Origin of the sequence: Paenibacillus sp. MY03, assembly GCF_002165585.1 — a bacterium.
Lineage (GTDB): Bacteria > Bacillota > Bacilli > Paenibacillales > Paenibacillaceae > Pristimantibacillus > Pristimantibacillus agaridevorans.
On the sequence record NZ_MXQD01000011.1, the window covers coordinates 194,948 to 221,794 of the forward strand.

27 protein-coding genes and 1 pseudogene are annotated in these 26,847 nt (G+C 50.6%); 10 read left to right on the forward strand and 18 right to left on the reverse strand.

Going from position 1 to position 26,847, the window contains the following annotated elements; all coding sequences use genetic code 11:
• The first annotated feature begins 163 nt into the window (after nt 1–163).
• Nucleotides 164–403: a hypothetical protein gene (locus B1748_RS13430; protein WP_087568429.1), complete on the forward strand. Its 240-nt coding sequence runs from the start codon at nt 164–166 to the stop codon at nt 401–403.
• A gap of 172 nt (nt 404–575) precedes the next feature.
• Nucleotides 576–1,208 carry a pentapeptide repeat-containing protein gene (locus B1748_RS13435; protein WP_087568509.1) on the forward strand — a complete coding sequence of 211 codons (633 nt, stop codon included), beginning with the start codon at nt 576–578 and terminating at the stop codon, nt 1,206–1,208.
• A 13-nt stretch (nt 1,209–1,221) separates the two neighbouring features.
• Here B1748_RS13435 and B1748_RS13440 read toward each other — a convergent pair whose 3' ends face one another.
• The 7 genes from B1748_RS13440 to B1748_RS13470 all read right to left on the reverse strand — a co-directional run bounded on the left by B1748_RS13440 (nt 1,222) and on the right by B1748_RS13470 (nt 7,579).
• Nucleotides 1,222–1,863, reverse strand: a complete 642-nt coding sequence (locus B1748_RS13440) for a hypothetical protein (protein WP_087568430.1) — start codon at nt 1,861–1,863, stop codon at nt 1,222–1,224.
• Nucleotides 1,864–1,890: 27 nt separating this feature from the next.
• Nucleotides 1,891–2,607: a response regulator transcription factor gene (locus B1748_RS13445; protein WP_087568431.1), complete on the reverse strand. Its 717-nt coding sequence runs from the start codon at nt 2,605–2,607 to the stop codon at nt 1,891–1,893.
• A 1-nt stretch (nt 2,608) separates the two neighbouring features.
• Nucleotides 2,609–4,090 carry a sensor histidine kinase gene (locus B1748_RS13450; protein WP_087568432.1) on the reverse strand — a complete coding sequence of 494 codons (1,482 nt, stop codon included), beginning with the start codon at nt 4,088–4,090 and terminating at the stop codon, nt 2,609–2,611.
• 3 nt (nt 4,091–4,093) lie between these two features.
• A complete protein-coding gene (locus tag B1748_RS13455) occupies nt 4,094–4,816 on the reverse strand; it encodes an ABC transporter permease (RefSeq protein ID WP_087568433.1) in 723 nt (240 codons plus the stop codon).
• A complete protein-coding gene (locus B1748_RS13460; RefSeq protein WP_087568434.1) occupies nt 4,813–5,535 on the reverse strand; it encodes an ABC transporter ATP-binding protein in 723 nt (240 codons plus the stop codon). Before B1748_RS13460 ends, B1748_RS13455 begins: the two co-directional genes overlap by 4 nt.
• 30 nt (nt 5,536–5,565) lie before the next feature.
• A complete protein-coding gene (locus B1748_RS13465; RefSeq protein WP_087568435.1) occupies nt 5,566–6,534 on the reverse strand; it encodes a hypothetical protein in 969 nt (322 codons plus the stop codon).
• A 130-nt stretch (nt 6,535–6,664) separates the two neighbouring features.
• Complete coding sequence (locus tag B1748_RS13470) at nt 6,665–7,579, reverse strand: NADP-dependent oxidoreductase (protein ID WP_087568436.1); 915 nt, start codon at nt 7,577–7,579, stop codon at nt 6,665–6,667.
• 233 nt (nt 7,580–7,812) lie between these two features.
• Here B1748_RS13470 and B1748_RS13475 point away from each other — a divergent pair, with 233 nt between their 5' ends.
• Complete coding sequence (locus B1748_RS13475) at nt 7,813–8,694, forward strand: LysR family transcriptional regulator (protein ID WP_087568437.1); 882 nt, start codon at nt 7,813–7,815, stop codon at nt 8,692–8,694.
• Between the two features lie 138 nt (nt 8,695–8,832).
• On the opposite strand, the gene B1748_RS13480 is transcribed toward B1748_RS13475, so the two are convergent.
• The 9 genes from B1748_RS13480 to B1748_RS13525 all read right to left on the reverse strand — a co-directional run bounded on the left by B1748_RS13480 (nt 8,833) and on the right by B1748_RS13525 (nt 21,022).
• Nucleotides 8,833–11,883 carry an S-layer homology domain-containing protein gene (locus tag B1748_RS13480; protein ID WP_179215573.1) on the reverse strand — a complete coding sequence of 1,017 codons (3,051 nt, stop codon included), beginning with the start codon at nt 11,881–11,883 and terminating at the stop codon, nt 8,833–8,835.
• A 403-nt stretch (nt 11,884–12,286) separates the two neighbouring features.
• Nucleotides 12,287–13,177 (reverse strand): alpha/beta fold hydrolase, encoded by an 891-nt coding sequence (locus B1748_RS13485; protein ID WP_087568439.1) that lies wholly within the window; start codon nt 13,175–13,177, stop codon nt 12,287–12,289.
• Nucleotides 13,178–13,254: 77 nt separating this feature from the next.
• A complete protein-coding gene (locus B1748_RS13490; protein WP_087568440.1) occupies nt 13,255–13,866 on the reverse strand; it encodes a DUF2239 family protein in 612 nt (203 codons plus the stop codon).
• Between the two features lie 191 nt (nt 13,867–14,057).
• The gene (locus tag B1748_RS13495; protein ID WP_087568441.1) at nt 14,058–15,041 is read right to left on the reverse strand and encodes an NAD(P)-dependent alcohol dehydrogenase; all 984 of its coding nucleotides are present in this window, start codon (nt 15,039–15,041) and stop codon (nt 14,058–14,060) included.
• Nucleotides 15,042–15,043: 2 nt separating this feature from the next.
• Nucleotides 15,044–15,781 carry a hypothetical protein gene (locus B1748_RS13500; RefSeq protein WP_256975652.1) on the reverse strand — a complete coding sequence of 246 codons (738 nt, stop codon included), beginning with the start codon at nt 15,779–15,781 and terminating at the stop codon, nt 15,044–15,046.
• Entirely contained in the window at nt 15,778–16,092 is a 315-nt protein-coding gene (locus B1748_RS13505) for a hypothetical protein (RefSeq protein WP_087568442.1), read from the reverse strand. The genes B1748_RS13500 and B1748_RS13505 overlap by 4 nt, the downstream gene beginning before the upstream one ends.
• Nucleotides 16,093–16,306: 214 nt before the next feature.
• Nucleotides 16,307–19,030, reverse strand: a complete 2,724-nt coding sequence (locus tag B1748_RS13510) for a winged helix-turn-helix domain-containing protein (protein WP_218781629.1) — start codon at nt 19,028–19,030, stop codon at nt 16,307–16,309.
• A 302-nt stretch (nt 19,031–19,332) separates the two neighbouring features.
• Entirely contained in the window at nt 19,333–20,430 is a 1,098-nt protein-coding gene (locus B1748_RS13515; protein ID WP_373271275.1) for an L-dopachrome tautomerase-related protein, read from the reverse strand.
• Between the two features lie 310 nt (nt 20,431–20,740).
• Nucleotides 20,741–21,022, reverse strand: coding sequence for a hypothetical protein (locus tag B1748_RS13525; RefSeq protein WP_087568446.1), 282 nt, complete (start codon nt 21,020–21,022; stop codon nt 20,741–20,743).
• A gap of 191 nt (nt 21,023–21,213) precedes the next feature.
• On the opposite strand from B1748_RS13525, the gene B1748_RS37470 reads away from it, so the two are divergent.
• From B1748_RS37470 to B1748_RS38170, 6 genes and pseudogenes are all read left to right on the forward strand, one after another.
• Nucleotides 21,214–21,456: a spore gernimation protein GerQ gene (locus B1748_RS37470; RefSeq protein WP_087568447.1), complete on the forward strand. Its 243-nt coding sequence runs from the start codon at nt 21,214–21,216 to the stop codon at nt 21,454–21,456.
• 12 nt (nt 21,457–21,468) lie between these two features.
• Complete coding sequence (locus B1748_RS13535) at nt 21,469–21,855, forward strand: spore coat protein (protein ID WP_087568448.1); 387 nt, start codon at nt 21,469–21,471, stop codon at nt 21,853–21,855.
• Nucleotides 21,852–22,988, forward strand: a complete 1,137-nt coding sequence (locus B1748_RS13540; protein ID WP_087568449.1) for a zinc-dependent alcohol dehydrogenase — start codon at nt 21,852–21,854, stop codon at nt 22,986–22,988. The genes B1748_RS13535 and B1748_RS13540 overlap by 4 nt, the downstream gene beginning before the upstream one ends.
• Before the next feature lie 31 nt (nt 22,989–23,019).
• Nucleotides 23,020–23,223 (forward strand): hypothetical protein, encoded by a 204-nt coding sequence (locus B1748_RS13545; RefSeq protein ID WP_087568450.1) that lies wholly within the window; start codon nt 23,020–23,022, stop codon nt 23,221–23,223.
• A gap of 15 nt (nt 23,224–23,238) precedes the next feature.
• A complete protein-coding gene (locus B1748_RS13550; protein ID WP_087568451.1) occupies nt 23,239–23,535 on the forward strand; it encodes a spore coat protein in 297 nt (98 codons plus the stop codon).
• Nucleotides 23,536–23,824: 289 nt separating this feature from the next.
• Nucleotides 23,825–24,080, forward strand: a pseudogene (locus B1748_RS38170) (DJ-1/PfpI family protein); the annotation flags it as partial.
• 52 nt (nt 24,081–24,132) lie between these two features.
• Here the strand turns inward: B1748_RS38170 and B1748_RS13560 are convergent.
• On the reverse strand, nt 24,133–24,927 hold the full coding sequence (locus tag B1748_RS13560) for a Cof-type HAD-IIB family hydrolase (protein ID WP_179215575.1): 795 nt from the start codon (nt 24,925–24,927) through the stop codon (nt 24,133–24,135).
• A 243-nt stretch (nt 24,928–25,170) separates the two neighbouring features.
• On the opposite strand from B1748_RS13560, the gene B1748_RS13565 reads away from it, so the two are divergent.
• On the forward strand, nt 25,171–26,061 hold the full coding sequence (locus B1748_RS13565; protein ID WP_087568453.1) for a hypothetical protein: 891 nt from the start codon (nt 25,171–25,173) through the stop codon (nt 26,059–26,061).
• 214 nt (nt 26,062–26,275) lie between these two features.
• Here B1748_RS13565 and B1748_RS13570 read toward each other — a convergent pair whose 3' ends face one another.
• Nucleotides 26,276–26,599 carry a DUF2834 domain-containing protein gene (locus B1748_RS13570; RefSeq protein WP_087568454.1) on the reverse strand — a complete coding sequence of 108 codons (324 nt, stop codon included), beginning with the start codon at nt 26,597–26,599 and terminating at the stop codon, nt 26,276–26,278.
• Nucleotides 26,600–26,847: the final 248 nt, after the last annotated feature.

Genomic DNA, 26,847 nt, shown 5'->3' on the forward strand with positions numbered 1-26,847 from the left:
ATGTGCGAATGAGCGACATAGCGGGGGATTCCCCCTAATGGTTTCGAAATGTGAATGAATTTCCGAGAATGAAGAGCGATTTCGCTTTTTCCAATTCATCCGGTTTCACGTAAAATTTTCATCAGGTCGATGGGGATTGGATCGACAGGAAAGGAGGGTCTGCATGAACAGAGTGGACAAAATCAGATTTAAGCTCCTTTACGGTAAAGCGCCCGAAGCAGAATGCTACGGGTACATGGAATTGAATCGGGATGGCAATATGATTGCGCTCTACGATAGGTATGGCGAGGAAATAGACATGAATGGCGGACATGAAATTGTCAGGGTACGGACAATTGGCAAATTCGATGATGAAGACCGCGATAATTTTTATTCCTTGTTGGAAAGCGATGATGCAGGATAATCTGCACAACAGAATATGAGCTAACAGCCGCTGTTGTGCCTCAGCAATTTCCTCTTGGCTCGCCGGAATGCCTACTACTGTGCTATTATCTTTCCGATGAAGGAAAATCTCTAATCTCTCCATTAACGCATCTTTCATACGGTATGTCAGTAACATATAAGGAGGGTTTATGTTGAACAAGAAATCGCTCATTGCAAGATGGGACGACGACCAGCTCGCCGAAGTGAATAGATTGCTTGCCGCTGTTACAGGCAAACATAACCTACATAAAAAAGACCGCTCTTTTCCATCGTCCCCCTATGGAAAAACGGATGCTGGACTAGAGGATTATCGGGGAGTTGCCCTGACCGAGACCATACAATACCTGACGGTACAGGGCGCCGATCTGTCTTATGCGCGTTTCGATTATTCTGCAAGCTTGAACACCTCAACATTTACAAATTGTTGCTTTGACGGGGTCAAGCTGGATAGCAGATATGTAAATCATACATTCAGCCACTGTTCTTTCCGAGGAGCAAAGCTAAATCATGCAAGGATCGGCAAACAATTTAACGATTGCGATTTTACAGGCTGCAATTTAAGTAAAGCGATAGCGAACGATGTATCGTTCATACGCTGCCGTTTTTCCGACGCCAATTTTCGCGGGGCATTATTGTTGTATTGCCGGTTTGAGGAATGTAGTTTTGATGGAGCTTTTTTTCATAACGGTTCGTTAGCCGGAAGCCGCTTTACGGGAGAGACTGGCTTGCTCCCTGTTTGGGGAAATACGATACTGGACAATGTCAAAATCAAAGAATGTGATTAATTCAAGAAGAAATTCAAGAAAATTGCCAAAAACCTGCTACTGGATTTTGTATCTCATCCGTCCCGATCTTGGCGAAAATATAGAGAGAGCCAAAACCAAAAGGATAACTGTAATCATCTTGAAGCAAAGTTTCGGGGTAACCATCTTCATCTACCTGAAATAAAAAAGAAAAGGATTCATCCTTCAGCTTGGTATAATAATAATCTTCATTTTGAATAAGTCTCGGGTTTCCGCCTAGTTTGATCAAGAAAGACTGATCCATTGCCTTCTCGTCATTGCTTAGTGCCCCGTCCGAAATTGCATGTTTTATAAGACCTGGGTTAGTGAACATATCCTTGACGCTTTCAGTTGACATTGGATGCTCAATCACCTTTATCGAGCAATTAGGATACATATTGTTTTCCAAATATTCCTCATAGTCCTCAGGAATGAAGAGCGAAATCATGCTCTCAGGTTTAAAGGGATGGACGAGGCTCAAATAAAAGTAATATTTTAGGTTACCTTCGTGGATGAGGTCATCTCGATCATCAAAGAAGTCAGGTGCATTCCCGCCGATCCAGCCTTTACCCTGTTCGTTCGAAAGGCTTGATTCTGCATAATAAAGAAGACTGTCTGTCCTCTCAACTAAAATATTCATGTGATTTTCCATAGGCATATTACGAATCCCCGTTCATGCGTAAATTTAAACCTTGAAGCGATATCCAGCGCCCCATACGGTCTCGATAAACTGGTGCTGCGCCGGGTCCTTCTGGATCTTGTCCCGGATCTTCCCTACATGAACCGTGACCGTGGCGGTATCGCCATAATTCTCGATCCCCCAGACCCTGTCCAGCAGCGCCTCCTTGGAATAGACCCGATCCGGGTTTTCCGCGAGGAACAGCAGCAGGTCGAATTCTTTTGCCGTCATCGTAACCTCCGCCCCGCGCAACGTTACCCGTCTTGCATCGACCTGGATCGCGAGTTCGCGAATGTTAAGCTCGCGCGACTTCCGGGCATGCGAATGGCCGGTGCCTGCCGCGACGCCGGTCAATCGGTCATATCGTTCGAGATGAGCCTTTACCCGCGCCACGAGCTCCGTCGGGCTGAACGGTTTTGTCACATAATCGTCAGCCCCCAAGCCGAGGCCCCGGATCTTGTCGATATCCTCCTTGCGGGCTGAAACCATGAGGACCGGAATAAACTTGGTCTCCCGGATCCGTCGCAAGAGATCAAAGCCGTCCATGCCCGGCAGCATGACATCCAGAATAATTAGATCGTATTCTCGTTCCAGCGCTTCTTCAAGCGCTTGCCGGCCGTCTGCCCGAAGCGTAACCTCGTAGCCATTTACCTCGAGAAAATCCCGCTCCAGCTCGGCAATCGCTTGATCGTCCTCAACAATTAACACTTTCCGCTTCGACATCTCACGCTCTCCCCGCTTCGTTGCTATCCCGTTTCATCGGAATGCTGATCATCACCGTCATGGACTGTCCCGGTTCGCTTTTCGCATGGATCGTTCCGCCATGATTAACAATAATCTGCTTCACGATGGCAAGGCCTAATCCGGAGCCGGCCACGTTCTGATTCCGGTACGTATCCGCGCGATAGGAACGATCAAAGATCCGCTCCAGCTCGTTCGGGCCCATCCCGGGTCCGTTATCCGTAACCGCGAATACCCAATCGTCCGACTGCCGCCCGAAATAAACGTGAATATGGGGCTCTTTCTTGTCCATGAATTTCACCGAATTGCCGACGATGTTCTGCATGACGCGCCTCATCTTCTGGACATCCATCGTCACAACATCATCTTGCCCCGCCTCGTATTCGCCCGTCAGCCGCACGCCCGCGCTTTCGCATTCCATTTGAAGCTCGCTCATCGTCTGCCGATAGAACGGCTCCAGCGGCACCGTCTCCAGGTGGAAACGCTCTTGCTCGAGATCCAGCTTCGACAATAGGAACAGATCGTCGATCATCCGGTCCATATCGAGCGTCTTGGCATAAATCACGTCGATATACTTCTTCAGCTTCTCCGGATCGTTCGCAACACCTACCCGAATCCCCTCTACATAGCCCTTGATCGAGGTCAGCGGCGTCTTCAGATCATGCGAAATATTCGAGATCAGCTCCTTGCGATTCTCCTCTAGCGCCAGCTGAACGTCGATCGACCGCTGCAGCTCGCTGCGCATCTTTTCATACGAGCGGATGACGCTTCCCACTTCGTTGCGCGCCTTGGATTCCAGATGGAAGTTCAAGTCCCCTTCGGCAATTCGTCGGGATCCTTGTTCGAGCTGTCGCAGCGGCCTTACGATATCCTTCGTAGTGATCCAGAGCAGCGGGACCAGAATAATACCGACTAGAATCGCGATGCCGAGCAGGACGAATTGCTCGAATCGGCTCGTATTGGACTCTGCAATCGTCATGTCGGCCACCAGGTAATACGTTAAAGGATCGTCGATTTCAGGGAAATCATAGGCAATCGAAAGCAAGTCGCGTTCCTCCCACTCGCTCGCGACGAACAAGCCATCTTTGTCCGACCCAGCCGTGGACACATCCTGCCGCAGCTGCCCAAGAAATGCCTCTCCTTCGCTGAGCGCGCCGTAGCTTTCCCAGCGCTCCCCTTGCCGGACGACAAGGAACCCTCCGAAGGGCTGCAGCCGATCGCCAATGGAGGCTGCGAACGCGGGGGACGTCAGTTCCTCCGGCGTATACCGCTCCGCATAGCGCAGGTCCACGAACAGATCGATGCCGCGAGAGAACGCTTCATGCGGGGATTGATCCTTCACGATACCGCTCGCGAGATACGAGAGGATCGCCGTGACGAGTCCGACTCCGGTCATCGCAATGATAATCGCCGTCAGTATCGTGCCAAATAAATACGTTAAAATGAGTTTCAATCGAATGGACATACGTCAGAATCCTTTTCTCTGGAAGGCCAGCAAGCCTAATATAGTGCCAATAATATAGTAGGCAGTCATAAATAGCAACGTTGAAATGGTCATGCCGGCATTCCCCCCATACAGGAGCGGCTGCAGCCAATCGGCATAGTCCGTGACGAAAAACCGATTCAGCTGCGGCTCGAGAAATCCGACGACGCTCATTGCCATCCACAGCACGACGCTTACCGCCAGCCCAACACCGCTGCTTCCCACCCATAGAGACACGCTATTCGCCAATACGAGCAACAAGCCGCTGAACAGGATCGCGCCGCCAAGCTCCGCTAAACCCGCCCCAAGCGAGGAAGCCGCAGGTACGCCGTGAAGAATGAAGCCTCCAACGAATGTCGGCACGAACATACACAATACGATGAAAGCAGCGGCCGCCCATCCCGCGAACAATTTCCCCAGGAAGAGAAACTCCCGGCTGATCGGCAGCTTCAGCGCATGCTTGATCGTTCCTTTGCATTCGCCGACCATTAGGTCGCTGCCCAGCGCCACCATAAGAAAAGGGAGTACGACCGCAAGCAGCAGCTCGATAGCCGTCAGCGGGAGGTTATCCCCCAGTCCAAGGCGGTCACCGATAAAGACGAAGAGAACGCCAATGATGAAGGAGAGAAGCAGCAGAACCTTCAGCTTGCCCCCGCGGAACAGCTTGCGCAGCTCCTCTGCGGCAAGGTAATTCATCTGCGCGATCATACGGCCCCGCTCCTTTCCTGTGCGAGATGATCCAAATAATAGTCCTCCACGCCCGCAAACGACTCCCGAACCTGCACGATACCCGCCGTATGGATATGCCGCCCTTCGTAAACAATGCAAGCATGAGTCATCCAGTCCTCGATGTCGTGCACCTGATGCGACGACACAATGACGCTCATCCCCGTGTCAGCCACGAGGCCGCGCAGCATCAACGCAATCTCTCGCCTACCCTCGATGTCCATGCCCGAGAACGGCTCATCGAGCAGCAGCAGCTTGGGCCGATGAAGCAGCACGCTGGCCAGCTCGAGCCGCTGCTTCATGCCGGTGGAATACTTCTTGATCTTAAGGTCCCGGTGCTTCGTCATGTCCACGAGCTCCAGCGTCTGCCGGATGCGGGCTTCGTCGACACCCGGGTATAGCTTATGGTAGCATTTCAGATAGTCATATCCCGTCAGATAGAGGTACGGAGACGGCTCTCCGATCATCAGGCCCATGTACGGTCTCGTCAGCTCGGGCCGGTCGGCGACCGAGGCGCCGTTCCAGCACGCTTCCCCGCGGTCTGTTCCGAGCCAGCCGGCCATCGCCTGCATCGCCGTCGTCTTCCCGGCGCCATTGGGTCCCAATAAGGCGACAACCTCACCGGCATGCACGGTGAGGTTCAGCCCTTGGATCCCGCGACCGCCGGGGTAGACCTTCGTCAGATCGTTCACTTTGAACATATTCGCATGGTCCTCCCGAGGTCAATTGTGTTAGCTGCGATCGTCGAAAGTTGCCGCGTCGATCATTTCCACGGGCTTGCCGGCAGGGTCATACGCATCCGGCGTCGTGGCATTGATGCCGCTAACGTCACCTGCGCCTTCCATCTCCACGCGGTGGGTGACGCCCGCCTTATCTTTGCCGCTCACTTCAAGCTCGCCTTGCACGCTTTGCACCTCGTTATTCGCATCGACCGTCATTTGCAGCCGCACATGTTCAATGGCAACGTCTTTCGTCAACTCCGGCAATTGCGCTTCCAGGTCGATTCCCTCAAGTCCTTGGAAGAAGGGAAGCTGTCTGAGCTGCTCCCACCCCGCATGCGCTTCCGGCGCATGCGCGCGCCCGACCCGTTCCTCAGCCGATGCCGCGTCCATTAGTAAACGTATCGGGAGCGGAATGTCCTCCTTGCTGATGTCGACCGTAATCGTCTTTGAGCCGTCTGCCAGGTTAGCCACGCTGAAGTTGTCCTTCAGATCGCCGACCATGAAATCGAGGAGCGCTTCTTCCGCTTTGTTCATCGGGCGATCCTGGAACTCCTCATCCGACCATTCGCGATAATCGCCGGCGTGTTCATCGTTCATGTTGATCACCTGATAATGCAAATCATGCGTCCGGTCTACGAGAAAGACCTTGTCGTCGCCACTGTTGTACAAGCTGGCGTTTCGTTCGACACCCATGAGCGTGAAGTCGAAGTCGCCGCTGACGTTGTGCTCGCCGCCGGCTTCACCCATCTTCGCCAAACCGTCCGCCTTCAGCACCGACTGGCCGTCAACCGTAACGCTAAAGTTCCCATTGAACGTCGCGCTTTCGATGGCAGCCCCCGACGCATGGTTCGCTTTCAGCACCGATTTAAACGCATCATAACCTTCCGTGTTCGGACTATACGCGAAAGCCGTCGCCGTAAATAGTGTTATGGCACCCAATGTCGCGCCTATCATGATGAATTTGTTTTTCTTTTTCATTCTCGTTCGCTCCTTTAAGGTTGTATGGCCTCTCTCGCCTACAACTTCATTCTAAAGGAGGAGTCTAAAGTCCCTCGAAAGCAATTCGAAAAATTTTCTAAAATCGGGGAATTGGATAATTCCGCTTCCCCTATCCGATAGTGAGGACAATCTTGCCGCGGCCGTGCCTTGTTTCGATCAGTTTGTGTGCATCCGCGACCTGTTCAAGCGGGAACGTCTGCCGAATATGGATGCGCAGCCTGCCCTTGCTGTGCAGATCGACGAGCTCGGCCAGACGGGCGGCGGAGCGCTCGCCGCGGATGAAACGGAGACCAAGCTCCTCGATAAGGTCGTAAGCGACAAACGTACAAATACGGTTTCTGTCCTGCACTAAATCAACCGAGGCACGCACCGCTTCCGCCCCGGCCGTATCGAAAGCGGCGTCGACGCCGTTCGGCGCCAGCGCCCGTACTCGCTCGACAAGCCCCTCCCCATACGTAATCGGGATAGCCCCGAGCGAGCGCACATAATCGTGGTTGCTTTCGCTGGCTGTGCCGATGATCGTTGTGGCCCCCCACTCCTTCGCCAACTGTACCGCAAAAGCTCCAAGCGATCCGGCTGCGCCATGGATCAACACCGTATCGCCCGGTCCAACGCCGATGGCTTTCATGGCGATATACGCACCCTGGCCATTGCCGGTCAGTCCGCCTGCCTCTTCCCAGGTCATACTGCCGGGCTTGCTTACGATTTGGTCAGCGCCCACGACCACGTATTCGGCGTAACAATTCAATAGCCCGAAGCCGAGCACCTCGCTGCCTATGTCAAGGCCGGTAACCCCATCGCCCACTTGATCGACGATGCCCGCGAACTCGTTGCCCGGAATTTGCGGAAGCCGAATGTCAACGCCCTGCGGAGTCCACCCGCTCCGCACGCCGCAATCGTAATGCTGCACCCCGGCCGTTTTCACCCGGACCCTGACTTGACCTGGACCGGCCTGCGGATCGGGAAACGACATGACCTCCATAACCTCGGGTCCACCGACCAAACGAAATGCTGCTGCTTTCATCGTACAATCCTCCTCCTGTTTATCCCTTTTTGTCGCGTCATGACCGTAACGGTTTTAATGCCCCGCTCCATGCGATAAGTTGATCTAACATGGTGTTTATTTTATCAACGTGCAGTGAAAATCGTAATTGATCTCGCTGCAGGTTTTATTTTACAATTACGTATAGATAAACAGAAATATATCTTTTAACATAAAGGTTATATACTCGGGTATATGGGAAAGGAGAGACGCATATGGAATTGCTGCAGTTGCAGTATTTTCGAACGGTTGCGCGGATGGAACACATGACTAAGGCGGCACAGGAGTTGTTAATTGCGCAGCCTGCGTTGAGCAAGACGATTTCGAGGCTGGAGCAAGATGTAGGGGTTCCGTTGTTCGATCGGCACGGAGGCCGAATTCGCCTGAATACGTTCGGCAAGACGTTTCTGGACAAAGTCGAGAAGGCACTCGGCCTACTGGAAGAAGGAAGGAAAGAAGTATCCGAGCTGGCGGGACTCGAGCAGGGGAGCATTCACCTCGCGACATCGACGCTGGACCGGTTATCGGATGCGCTAGGCGAGTTTCTCGCGCTTCATCCGGAAGTCAACTTTAAGATTACACAGGCTTCAATGGAAGAGATGACGCAGTTAGTGGAGGCAGGCGGAGTCGACCTGTGCCTTACGGCGCTGCCAATCGATCGGCCCGACATTAGCGCGGTATCCGTCTTGAAGGAAGAGGTTTATTTGGCTGTTCCCCAAAGACACCGTTTTGCCGGACGAAAGAGCATCCGGTTAAGTGAACTGGCGGAAGATCCGTTTATCGGATACAAGGAGGAATTTCCTTTTCAGAAAATGAACGATTTGTTTTTTCAAGAAGCCGGGATATCGCCTAACTTCGTCTGCCGGGTCGACGAGCCTGCCGGCATTGCGAGTCTTGTCCAGACCGGGCTTGGCGTTGCACTTGTAGGAAAATGCGGCGGTCCCGACTCCACGCTAAGCTTGCTGCATATTGAGTTCCCCGTTTGCCAGCGTAATTTCCAAGTCGTATGGCATGAGAAGCGGTACCTATCCCTCGCCGCGCGCAGGTTTCGCGATTTTCTCATCGAGTACTATGCCAATTCGGCAAAACGGACATAGATGATTTAAATATCTCTTTTGGAAATGAAAGAAAAACACCATAAAAAAACCGCGTAGCATTAAGCTCTCGCGGTTTTATCACATACGAAATATTTGAATCTGTCTGAATTGGAGGGCATTCACTGCAGAAGTACACGGTTAACTGTTTCCTTGTTCTAACATCTTCAATATAATCGTTAAAGCTTCCGCCCTTGTTGCTGGAGCAGTCGAATCGAATTGGTTGGAGCCTTTGCCTTCAATTAGATTCAGTTTCTTTAAGGCAGCTACCGCGCCCTTTACCCATGCGGGGATATCCTTATCGTCTGCAAATCCCGTTTCGGCATTCTCTTCGATGGACAAGCCCATTGCACGAGCAATCATCTCGGCCATCTCGGCGCGTGTAATTTTTGCATCCCGACGGAATGTATTGTCATCAAAACCTTTAACTATGCCCGACTTCGCGGCTTGCTCAACTGCTTTCTTCGCCCAAACTCCAATTGATGCTACATCTGTGAAGATCAGCTCCGCACCTTCATCCTGCGCTTTCAACGCATTCATCAGCATTACAGTAAATTCCGCGCGTGTCACCGTACTATTCGGCTTGAACGATCCATCGGTATAACCCTTGACGATGCCTTCGCTCACCGCTTGCTTAATATTGGCCTCCGCCCAATGTCCGGAAATATCGCTAAATTGAGCCTCTTTAGTTGGTTCAGTAGATGAATCCGTTACTGGCAAACCCGTCGCTCGATCAACTGCGAGTACAGCAAACTTCGTAAAATGATCCACATCTGCAGCAATGCGATCACCACTTATTTTACTGCCATTAACTTTTACCCAGACCTTCTTCACTTCATCATAATAGAAGATCGCTGCCGTTTGGCCAGTCTTCAATTGTGCTGGATCGAATACAAAAGTCAAAGTCACTGATTTACTGAAGTTCTCTGGGAAGTTTTTCAGAACCTCGTAGATCGAGCTTGCAAGAATCTCTCTATTGCTGAGAAGGTTCTTCGCATCTAACACTTTTTCAATTGTTAATCCCAGCTCTTTGCTTGAGGCATTAGCCGGAACGGTAATAACAAGCCCATTGTCCAATCTAACCTCGCCTGCTTGACCTACAGGGAGAGTCAATTTCCCATTGATAGAGACAACCGGGAGTACGACACTCGGTCCACCACCGCCAGGACCATCGTTTGGTGTAGCTCTCGTTATCGTCACCGTATACTTGGTACTTGTACCATCCTGAGCAATGACGAATAATTCCATTCGATTACTGCCTGCTTCAAGGGGAAGCCCTTTACTTGTTTCCCCGCTTACCAAGCTCACAGGACCAGCCACAAGAGTATTGGCACTATTATAGACACTCGCTGATACGGAACCATAAATAGGATCACTTACAGTCGCCGTTACTGTGAAGCCAGATGTGGAATTCGGTACGTTCGCCGTATAGTTATATACACTTCCGCTCACCGTTTGATCTAATGTAATACCGCTTAATTGTAATGTATCCAAGCTAGAACTAGAGCTTAATGTTGCAAAAATAACCTCTTGTCCATAGCTTATTCCGCTTGCATTCACTGCATAAGCACGCGCATGATAGATGGTTCCGGATTGAAGCCCGGCAAGACTCACTGAAAAGGCTCCTGTTCCCCCGATTGCAGCTACAGCTTTACCATCCACAATGGTCGGATTGGCATTCTTGGAATATACGATTCCTCGCTCCGTGACCATAGCACCACCGTCTGAAGCTATATTTCCTCCAGCAGTAGCTGTATTAGAAGTAATTTGTTGCACTGCTGCATCTGTATAGACAATAGCAGGCATTGCTACAAAAGGCGTCACCGTTACTGCGCTGGTAGCCGTCTTGCCTCCATCCGCCGTCGTCACCGTAATCGTCGCCGTTCCCGGAGCAACCGGCGTAACGAGCCCGTTATTGTCCACCGTTGCAATATTAACATCACTGCTATGCCAGGTAACGCTTTTGTTGTCGGCGTTGCTGGGCGATACCGTTGCCGCAAGCGCAACCGGCGCTCCTCCTGCCTCCAAAGACAGCGTAGGCTTATCCAACGTGACTCCGCTGACCTGAGCACCAATTACGATATTTCCAACGTTTACGCTTTGACCGTCATGGACCGCCGCTGTCGCTTCGCCATTCCCATATCCCGTAGCCGTCACCGTTAGCTTTTTGCTGCCCGGCGTAACATTGTTCAATGTAAAACTTCCGAACGCGTCTGTTGTGGTTGATGATGTTGTCCCGGCTATGGCAACGGTGGCTCCATTGACAGGATTGTTGTTTGTATCCAGCACAGTGCCGCTCAGCGTTCCAGGCGTGTATACCATTTTTGTAGCGTTCTCGGCCGCTATGTATAAAATGCCGAAAGCGTCTTTGCTTAAGGAGAATACTCTCCCCAATGTGGCGGCATCCGCCGCTCCGCCATCCCCTGTATTGCCGCTTGTTCCATTTCCCGCTACCACATCGATGATTCCGGTGGCAAGATCGATTTTGCGTACAACATAGTTGTCATATTCCGCAAAATACAATTGCCCGTCAGAAATAATCATATTGTGCGGACCCTTCAACTTGGCGTCGCTAGCCTGGCCACCGTTGCCGGTGTACCCGCTAGATGAAGGTGTGCCTGCTATAACGGTAACATTATTGTTATTGCTCGTATCGACTTTTTTGATTACATGAGCCGTATAATCGGCCACGTATACGTTGCCGTTCGAATCCACAGCCATACCCATATTCTGATTAAAGCCGGACGCAAGCACCGTAACATTTCCACTCGTATCTACCTTTTTAAGCATGGTTAGAACGTCCGAATAATAGACATTTCCGGCATTATCAATAGCAAGTGCCATGCTCGTCACGTTCGTCGGACCGGAGATTGAAGTAATCGTTCCCTGAGGATCTATTTTTTTCAATCCGGAATTAGCCGCCGCATAAATATTATCATTGGCATCTGTGACAAGTTGATAAGTTGTCGATCCCAAAGAGGCAAATTCGCTTTCAACTCCATCAGTAGAAAGTTTATATATCTTACTCCCTTCCGATGTTTTTACGTAATAAACATTGCCTAATGAATCCGATGTTATTCCTTGAGTCCCTACATTCTTGATTGTGCTTATAATCGATGTTGTCGATGCCGCAGATACCGGGGTACTAGACAACATAAAGCCCGGATAAAATAACATGGCCATAACCATCATTATGCAAACTGATCTTGTGAATAGTCGTCTCTTTCTTGTATTCAACATACATCCTCCAATCATATTTCATTTCCCTTTGATTATTACCTATGAGTAACACTCTACTATAAAATAATCCATGTTTTTGTGATCTGGGCTACAAAAATACGAAATTAATGTATACATTGAATAAATTAAATTTCGCCCTATTTATGATAAGGTTCAGCGTAACGGGTCTATCGGCGAAAATTATTAAAGGAGCTGACGCGGTGCATAGTTTCGAAATAATTCGTTTCTGAATCTGACCATCGTCTGTTTGGAAAAATCCCACAAAAAAGCACCGGCTCACGATGTTATCATGAAACCGGCGCTTATTCGATCGTTTCCACATATACGTTCAAATGGGGCTACTTTAACAAACGTGTCAATGGCGACGAGCCGTTCGTTCTATGCCATCGGCGATTACTTTATACAGTTGGTGCGGCAGGTCGTGTCCCATGCCGTCAACCAACATTAGCTCGGCGCCCGGGATTGCAGAAGCCGTGTCCTCGCCACATGCCGGGACGAACAGGGGATCGTCCACCCCATGAATGACAAGCGCTGGTACTTTTATGGTCGCCAGCCGCGGACGACGGTCACCGGAAACAGCGATCGCGGCAATTTGTCGTCCGACACTGCCTGGATCGTAAGCTCGCTGGGCTTCCTCCAGAATAAGTGCCCGATACGCGTCTTCTTCGAATGGATAGCCAGTGCCTGCGATGCGTTTGGCAAAAGAGAGGCTGTGCGCCAAAAATCCTGCTTCGTCCTCAAAGGGGTTCGGTGCCGGTTTAGTCATCATCGCCATGACATCCGGGGAAGCATGCGGAAGGGTGGGATTACCGGTACTAGACATAATGGAGGTGAGTGATAAAACCCGTTCAAGGTACGCACTCGCTGCAATCTGGGCGATCATTCCGCCCATCGACCTGCCAACGAAATGTGCCCGGTCAATTGAAAGGGCGTCGAGCAGTCCAATAGCGTCGCCTGCCATGTCATCGAGAGTGTAAGGGATGTCCGGTCGTTGTCCTGACATGAGCGCAGTCGCCAGTGCGTCAAAATCCAGCGCCCTATAATGGTTAAAGTGTGTCGAGCAACCTACGTCGCGATTGTCAAAGCGGATTACGCGAAAGCCCCGATCCGCCAATATCTCACAAAACGGAACCGTCCATCGAATCATCTGGGTTCCAAGCCCGGCGATGAGGATGATAGCCTCGTCATTTTCGTTACCGAAACTGTCATAAGCCAAATCAACGCCGTTGACTTTCACCATATTCATGATCTCGTTTTCCTCCAATTCATTCGGTGTCGGAAGTTCTGCCATAGGCAGAAGGCGCGAATCTTCGATCGCTTCATTCACAAATGTTCTTTAGAGAACGCATTAGCGGCTAATCTTTTGACATGGTTTCTGATATCAGGCGCCCAGTCAGCGATGAAGTGGTGAAAGCGATCCAAATCACCAGCATACAGTGCCCGCAGAGCTTCTTCGTATTGATGGAAGTTCCCGGCCATGGCTGTCATAAAGTTATGTGTTGCTTCTTGTGACTCTCGGATATTGCTCTGTTTGTCTCCAGCTCGGCGAGCCTCATCAATGAGTTTTCGCAACGTTACCGAAGCCCCTCCAGGTTGACTCTTGAGCCATTCCCAATGCCGTGGCAATAACGTAACCTCACCGGAAACAACCCCCAGCTTGGGTCGACCGACCCGCCTCGCAGGCTGATCATTCATTTCCGCACCGGGTAAGTCACCAAACTGTTCTCCTAATCGTTTGAGCACATCATCTGTCTTCCCGCGAAAATCAACATCTACTGGCTTTCCCGTGGAATCGTCAAATAAAAGCAGCTGTGTGAGGCCACCGTCATCCAAAGCATCCTTCACTGTAGTAACAACGTGCTGTAACGAACCACTGGCGACGACTCGCACGCCCAAAAATGCCGTGCAGTAAACACGCGTTAGAGCATTAATCATGCTGACCTCCTCTATGAATGTCTCACCAATTATACCCGGATAAAAATAAAATTTCAATATTACCCGGGTAAAATATATTTTTTGTTCGTTATGGAGGGTTTTCGCCGTCACTTATGGTGTGGTTCACCATAAGGCACCCGATAGCGGGGTGCCCTTCGTAGATCTTATTGATATCGTGGAAGCTTGGCGGCTTAGAAATCATCTATACTATTCTGCCGAACGCTTAAAACCACGTTGCCTTTTTTATGGCCCTGCTCCACGTAGCGGTGAGCTTCCGCCGCTTGCTCCAGCGAATAACGGCGGTCAACGACCGAACGCAACGTGCCGGCCTCGATCAGTTCCTTCAAGTAAATCAAGTTTTCGGCGCTTTCCTTCATTGTTTCGCCAATCACCTTCTTGCCGCTCGTCAAGTTGATCCATAAACCTCGAACGATTAGCAATGGGCTTACTTGGACCGCTTGCAAGTAGAACCCTCCGGGTGTCAGAAGCTTGATGCAAACCTTGAATGGACTCTTCCCAACCGTATCGAAAATAATATCGTAAGCCGGACCGCCATCCGAGAGCCGTTCTTTCGTATAATCGATCATACAATCGGCACCGAGCGATCTTACTAACTCCACATTCGATGTGCTGCATACTCCGGTCACTTCCGCGCCGAAATGCTTGGCCAGCTGCACCGCATATGTCCCGACGCTGCCTGAAGCGCCATAGACGAGCACTCTGCTGCCGCGCCGGATGTTGCCCTTCCGGAGGAAATGCAAGGCCGTACAGGCGCCGACCGGAACCGCGGCCGCCTCCTCGAACGTCATGTTCGCCGGCATCGGTGCGACACTTCCCGTCTCCGGCAGGCATTTGTATTCGGCATACGCACCGAAACTGGCACCACAGGCGGCATACACGGCATCTCCTGGCTTGAATCGAGTGACGCTTCTGCCCGTCGATTCGACTACGCCGGCTAATTCGAATCCAAGAATCTTGATTCGTTTCGGTCTCCATAAACCGTTGAACAGCCGTGCCAGGAAAGGATCTGCCTTACGTAATCGCCAATCCCCCGCTGCGGCTGTTGCCGCATAAACCTTAATCAGGATCTCGTCGTCTTGCATTACCGGCTTGGCGACCTCCCGCAGCTGCAAGACATCCGGTGGCCCATACCGCTCGTATACGATTGCTTTCATCCCTACCCCTCCATTTCTACGGTCCCAGTTCCGCGCGGGTGTAATGCATTTTTCCTTTTGGACCAGACCGAGTACCCCAACCAAGCCAGACCCAACCCTACCGGCACCGCCAGTATCCGATCGTACGGGTGGTGGATCAGCGAAGACAGCGGGAGGGGCAGAAGGGTCCCGACGGTAAGCAGACCGGCAGCCCAGCGCGACAGAATGCCTGCTCGGAGCGTAGCGATGCCGAACAGCAGCCCGCCGAGCAAATACAAGCCCCCTGTTACCGAATAGATCGTTTCGAGGAAGCCGACATTGTTATCGCCGACATTGCCGCTTGGAATTCCCAACATGCCCTCGACAAAGGTTGGCGATTCGGCAGCGAGCGGTGGCGAGACAAAGGCTTCGATGAATTGAAAAGCCATTGTGAGTGCATAGAAGATGCTCAACAGGAGATAACCGGCCAAACCGGGCCAACCGGCCTTCTCCACTTGCCTTGCGTAGATCCCCGTTACGCCGAGCATGCCCAGAAAGCACATGGAGACGCCCAAGTAGTGAACAATGGCCCATCGACCGGTGTTGACTGACGAAAGAATATCGGCAGGATGGATCATCTGAACGACAATAAACAGGATCCCTGCCAGCATAGCGGCTATACCTGCGAAACGGATAAGATTCGGGGCTGTAATAGCGGCTCGCCGATTGGTTTGCGTATGCTCGCTACCCTTTAGAACTGCGGTAGGTTGATTCGTTGTCATAGGTTTGTCTCCTTTTTTTTCGAATGATTAGGATATTTGTTCTCGTTGCTATTCGGACCATTCGCCTGATTGGGATCAAGCTGGAGGACCGAGACCAAAGGCAAGCCGAGATCGCGAACTTTCCTGAGCACGCCGTGCAATGCGGGCTGATCGACCACTTGAACAGTGAGGATGGTTGTTCCGTCGCTTTCGTGGGTGAGGCTTAACCCCTCGAACCTATAAATCCACCGGTCATCAAGGTGGCCCTTGAGTCGAATTTCATACAGATCGGGGTTGTGATGTTCCTCTGTGGAACCGTGTGTTTCACTCATTTTTTACCGCCGCCGCCTTCCTTGCTTCTTCACGTAGACCAATGAGGTGGAATTGTTCCTTGCATAATTAAAAATACACGTACATAGGGTGAGTCCGCATCACCACATGTGGTGAGTGACGTGGTGATTTTTTCAACAAGGGACTTGCTGAAAATGAAAAACGCCCGGCAATTGTGCCAGGGCGTGGGGGGATGAACTATTCAACTATTCAAGCTCACTTTAATAGATCGAGTTCCTCAGCGCGGCGGACGGCTGCCCGACGGTTATTTACCTCAAGCTTCTCGTAAATGTTCTTGGTATGGGTCCGTAAGGTGTTCAGGGACACCTTGAGTTCGCGGGCCATATCCGGGCCGCTCAAGTCGGTTCCGAGCAGTCGAAGCACGTCGCGCTCACGTTCGCTTAGCGGTTCTCTCAGAGGTTTGCGCATAACCGGTATGGCAAGAATTCTGCCCTCTTCTTTCCCAAATGCCGTCAGGAGGCGTCGGACATAGTTCGGGGCTATCCCCTCTTTCTCAGCCGCTTCCAGCAGGACCTCCATTGGCCGGCCTTCGTCTGCAAAGATTCGGACGTAGTCTTCCCGCTCGGCAAGCGTTAAGGCTCGTTCCAGAAGCAAAAGCGCTGCAGGGATGTCGCCTTGCATATGGCGAGCAATTGCCTGCAACACCAGGATTTCGATCGCGCTTCCCGTCCTTCCTCCTTCTTCGGCTGCTTGAAGGAGACGCTCCAGGAGACTGATCGCCTCAAGTACGGTTCGATCCGCACGGTCACTTCTATATTGGGCCAGAATCACCCTTGCCAGGATGATGTGCTCGAATTCGCGCAGGTAGCAAAGATCGTCCTTGGCGGACAGGCCTTGCTCCCGTGCCCAATCGAGGGCTTCACCTAACCTCCCCTGCTTAACCCGCACCCGCGCCTTTAACGCCGCTATAGGACGTACATTTAGGAAGAAGTCGTCCACATACAGAGACTCCGCCTCGCAGAGAAGATCGTGCGCGTCGTTCAAATCCCCTTCGGCCTCCCGTATTCGTGCCATTGCGACTCGCCAACGATACCGGTATTGCGGGAACCCAGTGTGTTCACCCTGCTCCTTGCTTCTTAACAGGTTCCGTGTGGCGGCTTCCAGATCGTCATGCTCGCGGCAAAGTTCGCTCATTCCTACGTAAATGTCTGCCGTCCCCCGCAGAGCAGGCTCGCCATGTTCCGCCGCAAGCTGCAATCCCCGCTCATAGATGTGCATCGCCTCGCGGAGTCGGCCTTGTGCGATCCGTATTTCGGCCAAAGCGATGGAGCCATTGATCGCGTCGGAGATAGCCCCAGCCTGCTGCACGCTTGCTATGCCACCGGCAAATATCCGGCGCGCCTCCTCGAGATCCCCGTTCCTCCATAATGCGAGTCCCAGAAGCGCAGTCGCCGCTCCGCGCGGAAGATGGTCATCCTCGGGCACGAGTTCGAGCGTTCGCCGCGCGTAGTTCATGGCGGCGGGCACATCACCGAGAACCAAGGCTAGTCCGGCCCGGTACACGGTGATCAAACCCGGGAGACGGCGAAATTCCTCTTCGTCCACAACGACCATTTTGACCGGGCTGCCCTGCTGTCGTTCACCCTGATCTTCCACTGTCTCAAGCCATTGTTCGGCGTCTCGCAGTCGGACCTCAACGGCATCTAATTTGCCTCCGGCCAGCAACGCCCCGGCATACCAGACGCTGAGCACAGGTCTGCAACGGATCAGTTCGTCGGGGAGCTCCTTCAGCCATTTCAACATCACGGCCTCTTGTCTGCTCCTGCGCAAGGCTGGTATCGCCAGCTCGATCAAGTCTGCCGCCCGCCCGAAATCATTGCCGGCCAGCGCGTGTCGGATCGCATCGTCCGGCAAGCCATGCCGCTCGAACCATATGCTTGCGCGCTGATGTAATGCAGCCACCTGATCGGGCTGATCCGACCTCAAATGGACAGAGAGAACCTCGGCGAAGAGGTGATGATAACGATACCATTGGCGCCTGTCATCCAGCGCAACGACAAAGAAGTTGCCTCGCTCCAAGGATTGGAGCCGCGCTATGCCATCCACCTGGCCGGTGATGGCATCACATAACGGTCCATGCAACCGGTCGAGAATGGAGGTCTGAAGCAAAAAGTTCCGGGTCTGGTCGGACTGGCACTGAAGGACCTCTTCGACCAAATAGTCCATAATGTACCGATTGTCTCCGGCAAATTCCTGAATGAACGTAGGGATATCCTCGCGCCCTTGCATCGAGAGCGCCGCCAGCTGAAGCCCCGCGATCCAGCCTTCGGTACGGGTTTCTATCGCCATCATTTCGTCGGCCGTAAGATTCAGACCCATGACCTGATCGAGGAACGCGGCCGCTTCGCCGGGAGTAAAACGCAGGTCGGTGTCGCGCAGCTCAGTCAAGTGGCTCCGGGCGCGTAATCGGCCCAGGGGAAGCTGCGGATTTTCGCGTGTGGCGATGACAAGGTGCATTTGTGGAGGGAGATGCGCGATTAGGAAGTTGAGAGCACCGTCGATCCATTCGGCATCAATAACATGGTAGTCGTCCAGGACGAGGACGAATTTGTATGGGAGAGCTGAGATTTCATTCAACAAGATCATTAGAATCGATTCGATTGACAGTGGATTCGGGGATTTGAGTGCAGTAACCGTGCCACCTCCAATATTGTCCTCAATCGTCTGCAGAGCAGCGACAAGGTGAGACAGGAAGCGCACAGAGTCGATATCCCCTTCGTCCAGCGACAACCATGCGACAGGTCGGTCGCAACCAGCGACCCATTCACTGACCAGCGTAGTTTTGCCAAAGCCGGCAGAGGCAGAGATGAGGGTCAGCTTGCGGTCCAGACCCTCGTTTAGCCGATCGATCAGGCGCGGTCTTTGGACAACGTTTGTCCGTGGCACGGGGATAAACAGTTTTGTTGCTAAAATGGTCATGTTCATCGATTTATACTCACATTCAAATGAGTTCCGCCCGTATTTTTTAAAATAAGGATCACCCGCTCCATCCTACTACTTCATATGATTCATTTTATCGTCGATTTTAGCTTTTCACCACTTCATATTTACGCTTATGTTATTGCCCGATAGCAAGGTCGTTTAAAATGGGGTTATAAACGAAACAAACCCGGCCTATAGAAAGGTCCGAGTTTGGAATAAAGTTGTTAAATATTCATTGACCTTACGCCTCCCGTTAAGCTGAACAGGCTGCCGAGAGTCAACTTTGTAAAGCGAAATATTTACCAAAAGGTAGGAGCAGGTGGTTCGTCTATTTTCATACGGAGTAAACTATAAGGCTTCTGCCGCAGGTCATCTCCATAATGAAATCTTGCCTGCCGATGTAATTGGTTCACGATGAAATATAAGTATTGATCTGGACCAATAGAAAAAGTATCCGGCCATAAAATTCTCGGATCATGTGCGATGGTTTCCATTATTCCATTCGGCAATATCTTTCGAATACTATTGTTTTCATAGTCTCCAGCGTAAACGTTTCCTTTTGCATCGGTAATCATTCCATCTGAAGCACCTTTTTCTCCCCAATACTTCACGTGAGATTGTACATTCATATCCGGTATCGTTCGGTCTCTTAGGGCTTCCGTTGAAATCGAGTACAGATGACGACTGGAGAGAGGACAAAAATACAACATCTTGCCATCCGGGGAAATCGCTATACCATCGGATGCCAATCTAAAGGGTGAAGCAGATCCATCTTTGTTTCGATTCATCAGGATTTTACCTTCGACTTTCGGTAAGAAAAAGCGATCGGGTGAAGTTGAATTTGCCCCGTTTAACCGTCTCCAGGCATAACCGGTTTCTAAATCAACGACAATAATGGCTCCTGGTCCTCGGGAAGACGAATCCGTTATATACGCATAACCTGCTTTACCAACACGAAAGTCAACTCGGACATCATTCAGATAAGTGGTTGGAAGGACAACATCCTCCGTAAATGTATATACCCTTCTTATGGTATTTGAATTTAAATCTACAGCGACTAACTTCGCCCCCCCTTTGATGGGTTCCGAGAAATTAGGAGCCCCCGTATCCAGTACCCAAAGCGTTCCCTTTCCATCCGCAACGACACTTTGGACACTAACGAAGGACGTTGTGATATTCGTTGGGCTTACCACATTGGCGTCTAAACTAGGATAAGGCTGCAATGTGCCGCTAACGATTTCAGCCACCGTAAATTTAACGTCGTCTCCCCATTTCGGAAAGCAAATAAAAATGCGCCCCGTTTCAGAAACAGTAACACCTGTAGGCATAGCTCCGTAAAATAAAAAAACCGCCTCAAACTTACCGAAATACTTTTCACTCGGTAACATCACTTGTATAAATCCTCCTCAACAGGTTCGAACTGCTATCACCTATTTATATGACTGAATGTGGTTCAAGTGCCCGGATTATAAAATAATTTTACAGGAAAGTACACTATACATAGGAGCCTCTTTCCTTGTACAAGCTATGGCCATGGACATGGAACCGTTAGCCGGAAGGGGTATAGTGCAGTCGACCATCGAGCAGTCGCAAAATTATATTGAAGAAGCCTTCAAAACCACTATTAAAGTGGAATTGAAGGCTCCTTTTTGTTAGCCTTGACCATTTAAATGGGGGCAAAAAACCAAAAACGACTTGGGACTGCCTCTATTGTTGGTCCGGCAGACCTAACGCGTTTGCCGAAGTTTGCGCTTGATCTAAAAATTCCTCTGCTTGGGTCAATTGCTGCCGGGCCGTCTCCAAAGCTTGTGAATTTGTTGCCGCATTAGATTCACTTATCGAGCTTATCGCCTGATTTAAAGCCGTTTGCGCCTCAGAAACCGCGTTGGATGCATGCTGCTCCAGCGTATTGCCGCTCGAGTGAAGTGTGCCTTCTGCCGGTTTTCTTGCATATTCGGTCGCTAGATCAATTTTGTTTTCATTGGGCAAGATGATTCCTCCTTCATTGAGCAAAGATCAATACCTTAAACAGAAATAAGTATGCGGTTGAGATTTTGTTTATATTCTTGCGACTGCATGGGAATATTCGGACCCCACATTTCCGGAAATCATTTCAGAATAGGGATCCAATGCGTTGGAAAGTCTAACGTTGATAAATGAAAGGAAGGGATAATTCCTCAATGAATATGTCAACTCTAGCGCCACACGAATCGATGGAACTACATGAAGCGCTAAACTTCAAAACGCTCTGCCTCGCTAAGTCAAAACTTATGCAAGGCTTGGTTTTTGACCAAGAGCTCAAAGCGTTGATGCAGAAGGACGTCATATTATCCACACAACAGATCGCCGAGCTCCAGGCCATCTACGCAAGAGCTCCATTCCAAGCGCCTGTTCCGAATAGCCCGACACCTATCACTCATTAAAGGGGAACGCCCATGAACACCGATTATTTAGACCCGATTAATTCATTAAATATGCCCGAGATGGCAGATATGACATTTGCAATGGACTTCCTTATTCGGGCCAAGGAAGGTGTGCGAAATTTGTCCATCGCCCTGACGGAAACGGCTTCTCCCGATGTAAGAGTGCTGCTGCGCAATCATCTTATGCAGGGGATTGCACTGCACCAAGAAATCACGGAGCTTATGATTCGCAAAAAATGGTTCCATCCTTACGAGCTGAACGAACAGTACCAACTCGATCAGCTTTCAGCGAAAAATACGGTGATGATCGGGCAGATGAATTTGTTCCCGGATGATACGTCGCGTAAAGGGATGTTTGATCGGACCCCAGATGAACATATTGGAGGACATAATGCATGAAGGCGGTAACGTATCAGGGGATTAAAAATGTCGTGGTCAAAGAGGTACCGGATCCGAAGATTGAGAAACCGGACGATATGATCGTAAGAGTCACCAGTTCCGCCATTTGCGGTTCGGACCTTCACCTAATTCACGGGATGATCCCTAACCTTCAGGAAAACTATGTCATCGGGCATGAACCGATGGGGATTGTTGAAGAAGTAGGCCCTGGAGTGACCAAGGTAAAGAAAGGCGACAGGGTGATCATCCCTTTCAACATCGCTTGCGGAGAATGTTTTTTTTGTAAGAATCAGCTGGAAAGCCAATGCGACAATTCAAACGAACATGGGGATATGGGTGCATATTTCGGCTACTCCGGAACAACCGGTGGTTACCCTGGCGGGCAAGCCGAGTATTTACGAGTTCCGTTTGCTAATTTCACCCACTTCAAGATTCCAGAAAACTGCGAGCAACCAGACGAAAAGCTAAGCTTGATCGCCGATGCCATGACGACGGCATTCTGGAGCGTAGATAACGCCGGCGTCAAGAATGGAGATACAGTCATCGTGCTCGGCTGCGGTCCGGTCGGACTTCTGGCCCAGAAATTCTGCTGGCTGAAGGGAGCAAAGAGGGTCATCGCCGTCGACTATGTCGATTATCGCTTACAGCATGCGAAACGAACAAACAATGTGGAAATCGTAAACTTCGAACAGGATAAAAATATTGGCAACAATCTCAAGGAAATGACCAAAGGCGGCGCCGATGTCGTGATTGATGCGGTAGGAATGGACGGCAAGATGAGCGATCTCGAATTTCTAGCCAGCGGTTTGAAACTGCAAGGCGGCACCATGAGCGCATTTATCATTGCGTCTCAGGCTGTCCGCAAAGGCGGGACCATCCAAGTCACTGGGGTATACGGCGGACGCTATAACGGATTCCCGCTCGGCGACATCATGCAGCGCAACGTGAATATCCGTTCCGGACAAGCTCCGGTCATTCACTACATGCCGTATATGTACGAGCTGGTTACGTCGGGCAAAGTAGACCCTGGAGACATTGTTACGCATGTCATTCCGCTCGGCGATGCCAAGCGCGGCTATGAAGTGTTCGATACGAAAACAGACGATTGCATCAAAGTCATCTTAAAGCCCTGAATATGGGTAAAAACAGGGGAGGACAATCCGAATGAATTCCAATTACGCTTTGCATGAGATGCTGGAGGTTCATGAGATGGCTGCGTTCAAGACCGTTTGCATGACCAAATCCAAAACCATGCAAGCTCTGGTAACCGACCCGGAGCTCAAGCAAATTTTGCAGCAAGATGTGCAATTATCACAGCAGCAGCTTCAGGAGCTCGGTGGAGTTCTGTCTAAAGTGACCCTAACCTAAAAGGAGGATAGAAACATGAATACCCTACTCGAACACATGACAGGGCTTCATACGCTGACCGACGACGTGATCGCAATGGATTTTTTGATGAACGCCAAGAGCGGAGTCAGAAACTACGCCATGGCCGTAACCGAATGTGCCACCCCCGAAATCAAGCAAATTTTGATGAAACAGCTCGACGAAGCTATAGACTCCCATGAAAAGATAACAAACTATATGATGCAGCGGGGCCAATACCATCCCTACCATATTCCGGAGCAAATTCAGCTTGATCTAAAAAATATTCAGACCGCTATGAACATTCCGTCTTAGTTTTGCTTAAATAAACAAAGCTTAATTCAATAAGGTCACCGAAGTAATCGGCGGCCTTATTATCGATGATTTAACTATCGCGTCCCTGAGCTCTCCAGCCCCGCGTCAAGGGATAAAAAAACGAAGACATCTGCTTGAATTTGCAAAGAGGGGATGCCTCTTTGATTTTTAGAGGTTCCGCTAGGAAGAGAAGATCGTTTTTGTCGTCGTCATAGGGGGGATAGGCGCGGTCGGGTTTGTCAATACGATGAATGCCGGAATGTCGGTTTACGATAAACCAATGAAGAACAGCGGCAACAGCGCGAAACAGTTGTTCTTGCACCACGAAGCGGCGGATCGGTTTGCAATGGATCCCGCTTTCGAGGATTTGGCCGAACAGGAGGATATCCAGACGGCGAAATTCGCCGCCAAGCGGCTCGAATATCGCGCCACTAACCACTTGGTGCTGAAAGGAAGCCCCTTCTCTTTTGAAGCGTATGACATACCGATTTTGCATCGGCGTCCTTTCCTTGCTCATCACTTTTTGCATCCGTCCGCAGATATAAGCGCATCGAGGTAGTGCTGTGTCCCGTTAGGTGAATCATTATCAGCAATTGATTACACCACAAATTTCTCAAGAGCAACAGCAACACCATCGTTATCATTTGATTCGGTAATGTGTTTTGCACAATTTTTTAGCTCAATTATCGCGTTTTCCATAGCGATCGGATATCCGCACTTATGGAATAGTCCTAAATCGTTAAAGTCATCCCCGAATACCATTACATGTTCTGACTTCACCCCGATATCATTAAGTACCCATTGCACGGCTTCTTCCTTTGAGGCCGATTTTTGCATGATTTGAACCAATACTCCTCCATCGGTTGCGATTACATTCACATGGTCGCCGAATTGCTCGATAACGTCCCTCCATCTGCTGTATCCATGAACCAATATTTTGGTTGGGGATATTGAACTAATGAAATCCTTATCAACAACCGGGGGTTTATGATCATTTGGACGGATACCGAAATGACCGAGTTGCGAGTCGGGAATTGGTGTACACGTATACCATGAGTCATTGACCTCGTATGAAATTATCGATTGAGGTGCATGTAACTCGATGAAATTGTTAATCTGTTGGCTAATCTCCATTGGGATACTAATGTGCCGCTGAGTTTGCTTAGACTTGCATGTTATTAGAGCACCATTGTAATAAACCAAGTAGTCTACAAAAGGAAAATTCTTCACAAATCGATTAGCAGCTCTAGGCGGTCGCGCCGTGGCAACGATAATATGAATTCCAGAATCATAACACCTTTTAACAGTCTGATAATTTCTAGGTGATATGGATTTGTCGCTGCCGAGCAAAGTTCCGTCCAAGTCTAATACAATTGCCTGTATGTCCGACATCTGCATCTCCCCTCACAATTAATTCTTCCAATAATAATCTAGTTTCAAGAGAGATGCTAGACTCACTATTAAATTAATCTCCCGTTACGCCATATTGAAATGCATGTCGGCTTGGGAGTATTTACAGCGGGTAACCTTATAGTGGTAAAATATAGATAAGAATTTTATAGTTAATCATCCTGGCCGCGGGGAATCCCCTTCACCGCTCAGGGTGCGGGTAGTTTTCTCGGGAGGGCGATGCCAATGAGGGATACTGCTGAGGGTCAGCAGAAACACGGGCAGCAAGAACATATCGAGACGCTGCCGCTGTTCTCCACTACGGATAAGAACGGACGGATGACTATGCTCCCGCCGGGACGTCGCGCTGGACGCGCGGCTCCGCTGATGCCGTGGCTGCTTACAGCCGCTGTACTGTGGGCGCTGACAGGCTCCGTGCCGTTCGGCGCACTGCTCGGCATGGCGCCAACACCGGCGATTAGCATGGTGCTCGGTCATCCGGTCACAGTTGGGGTCGCCGTTTTGCTGCTGTTTGTGGCAATCAGTATGACCGCTACAGCGTACTCGCGATCGATTGAGCAGTTCGGGCAGACCAGGGTGGCCGGCCTGTTCGCGACGCTATCGGTAACAGGAGGGCTCGCAGCAGTCGCGGGAATCCTCCTGTTCTGGACACTGACAAGCGACCTGTCTCGCCCCTTTGACCTCGAGGCCATAGCGACATCGCAGACGATCCCCCTAGAGCTCGGCGCCGTCGTCGGAGCTAGCTTCGCCCTATGGGCCGCCATTACACTCCTGCGGTTGCCCGGCTCTATCGCCCACGCCCGGCGGCGTCAGGTGGACATCGAGCGGCTCCGCAAGGAGGGTTTGTCATGCATCGGAACGTTGACCGCCTTGCATTTTACTAATAGTTGGCTCTTTAATCTCCCGATTTTCAAGGTTGAGGTACATTATATCGTTGACGGTGCTCCTCGTGTCGTCTCAGCATACATGCGCACCAGCGCCGACCGCGTCCCTGTCGTCGGGTCGATACTGGTCGTGCTGACCGACGATCGCGGAACCACCCACGTGGAGCTGGACCAAGAGAGCGGAGCGACATTCGAGCCGGACGTGGGGAAGTACGCCCCGTCAGACGGTTAATTTGGCGGCCCTGATGCAACACGGTTATAAGGAGTTCAATTCAATACGGAGCTAAAGCTTTTGTTTGCCGTTACTTGTGGAAAGTCTCCCCACGATCCATGCCTCTGTATCCGAGCTTACATTCTTTGCTGCGTCGATGGAATCATGACGTTCAAGAAATGCCGAACATTTTAAACTGATTCGTTTAACCATGTTTCCGTTCCCATTTTTGATGCTATTTTAGAATGTTTTTCTCCAAGTGTAATTGTCGAAGAAACAAAAACAAGGGAAGACCCAGTGAAGGACCTACCAGTAGCGTACCTGCAATCGGCAGCCATAAATATTTCATTCTCTTTCTGGTGCCTTCTAACAGAATGAATCCCATAAGCACGATCGCGGTAACTAAAACATCCATCCATGCAAAAGCTCCGATACGAGTACTGGTTATGGCTTCAAATAGGAGAGATAGATCGAGGCCGTTGCGCACGACCCAGGGGATGAATTGCGAATAGGGCAAGACGAGTCCCAAAAGAGATAATACTCCGTAAAAGTACTTCATTTATAACCCTCCATTATTCTGAAATTTGTAATTCCAAGAAGCTTGCAAAAGTCCGTTTGCTCCATCTTCGCTGCTGCGCGTGACCGCTCTTCAACCCATGTCCCTCAAAGCTCCGTTCCAAGCCCTCAGCGCGATTTTTAAAAAACTTGCCGCTACTTGTGGTACGGCTCAGCTTAACGGGGCTATCGGCGAAAATGGCGAAAGGAGCTGCCGCGGCCAGCTCCTTCGTTGATTTGCTTATAGAGTAG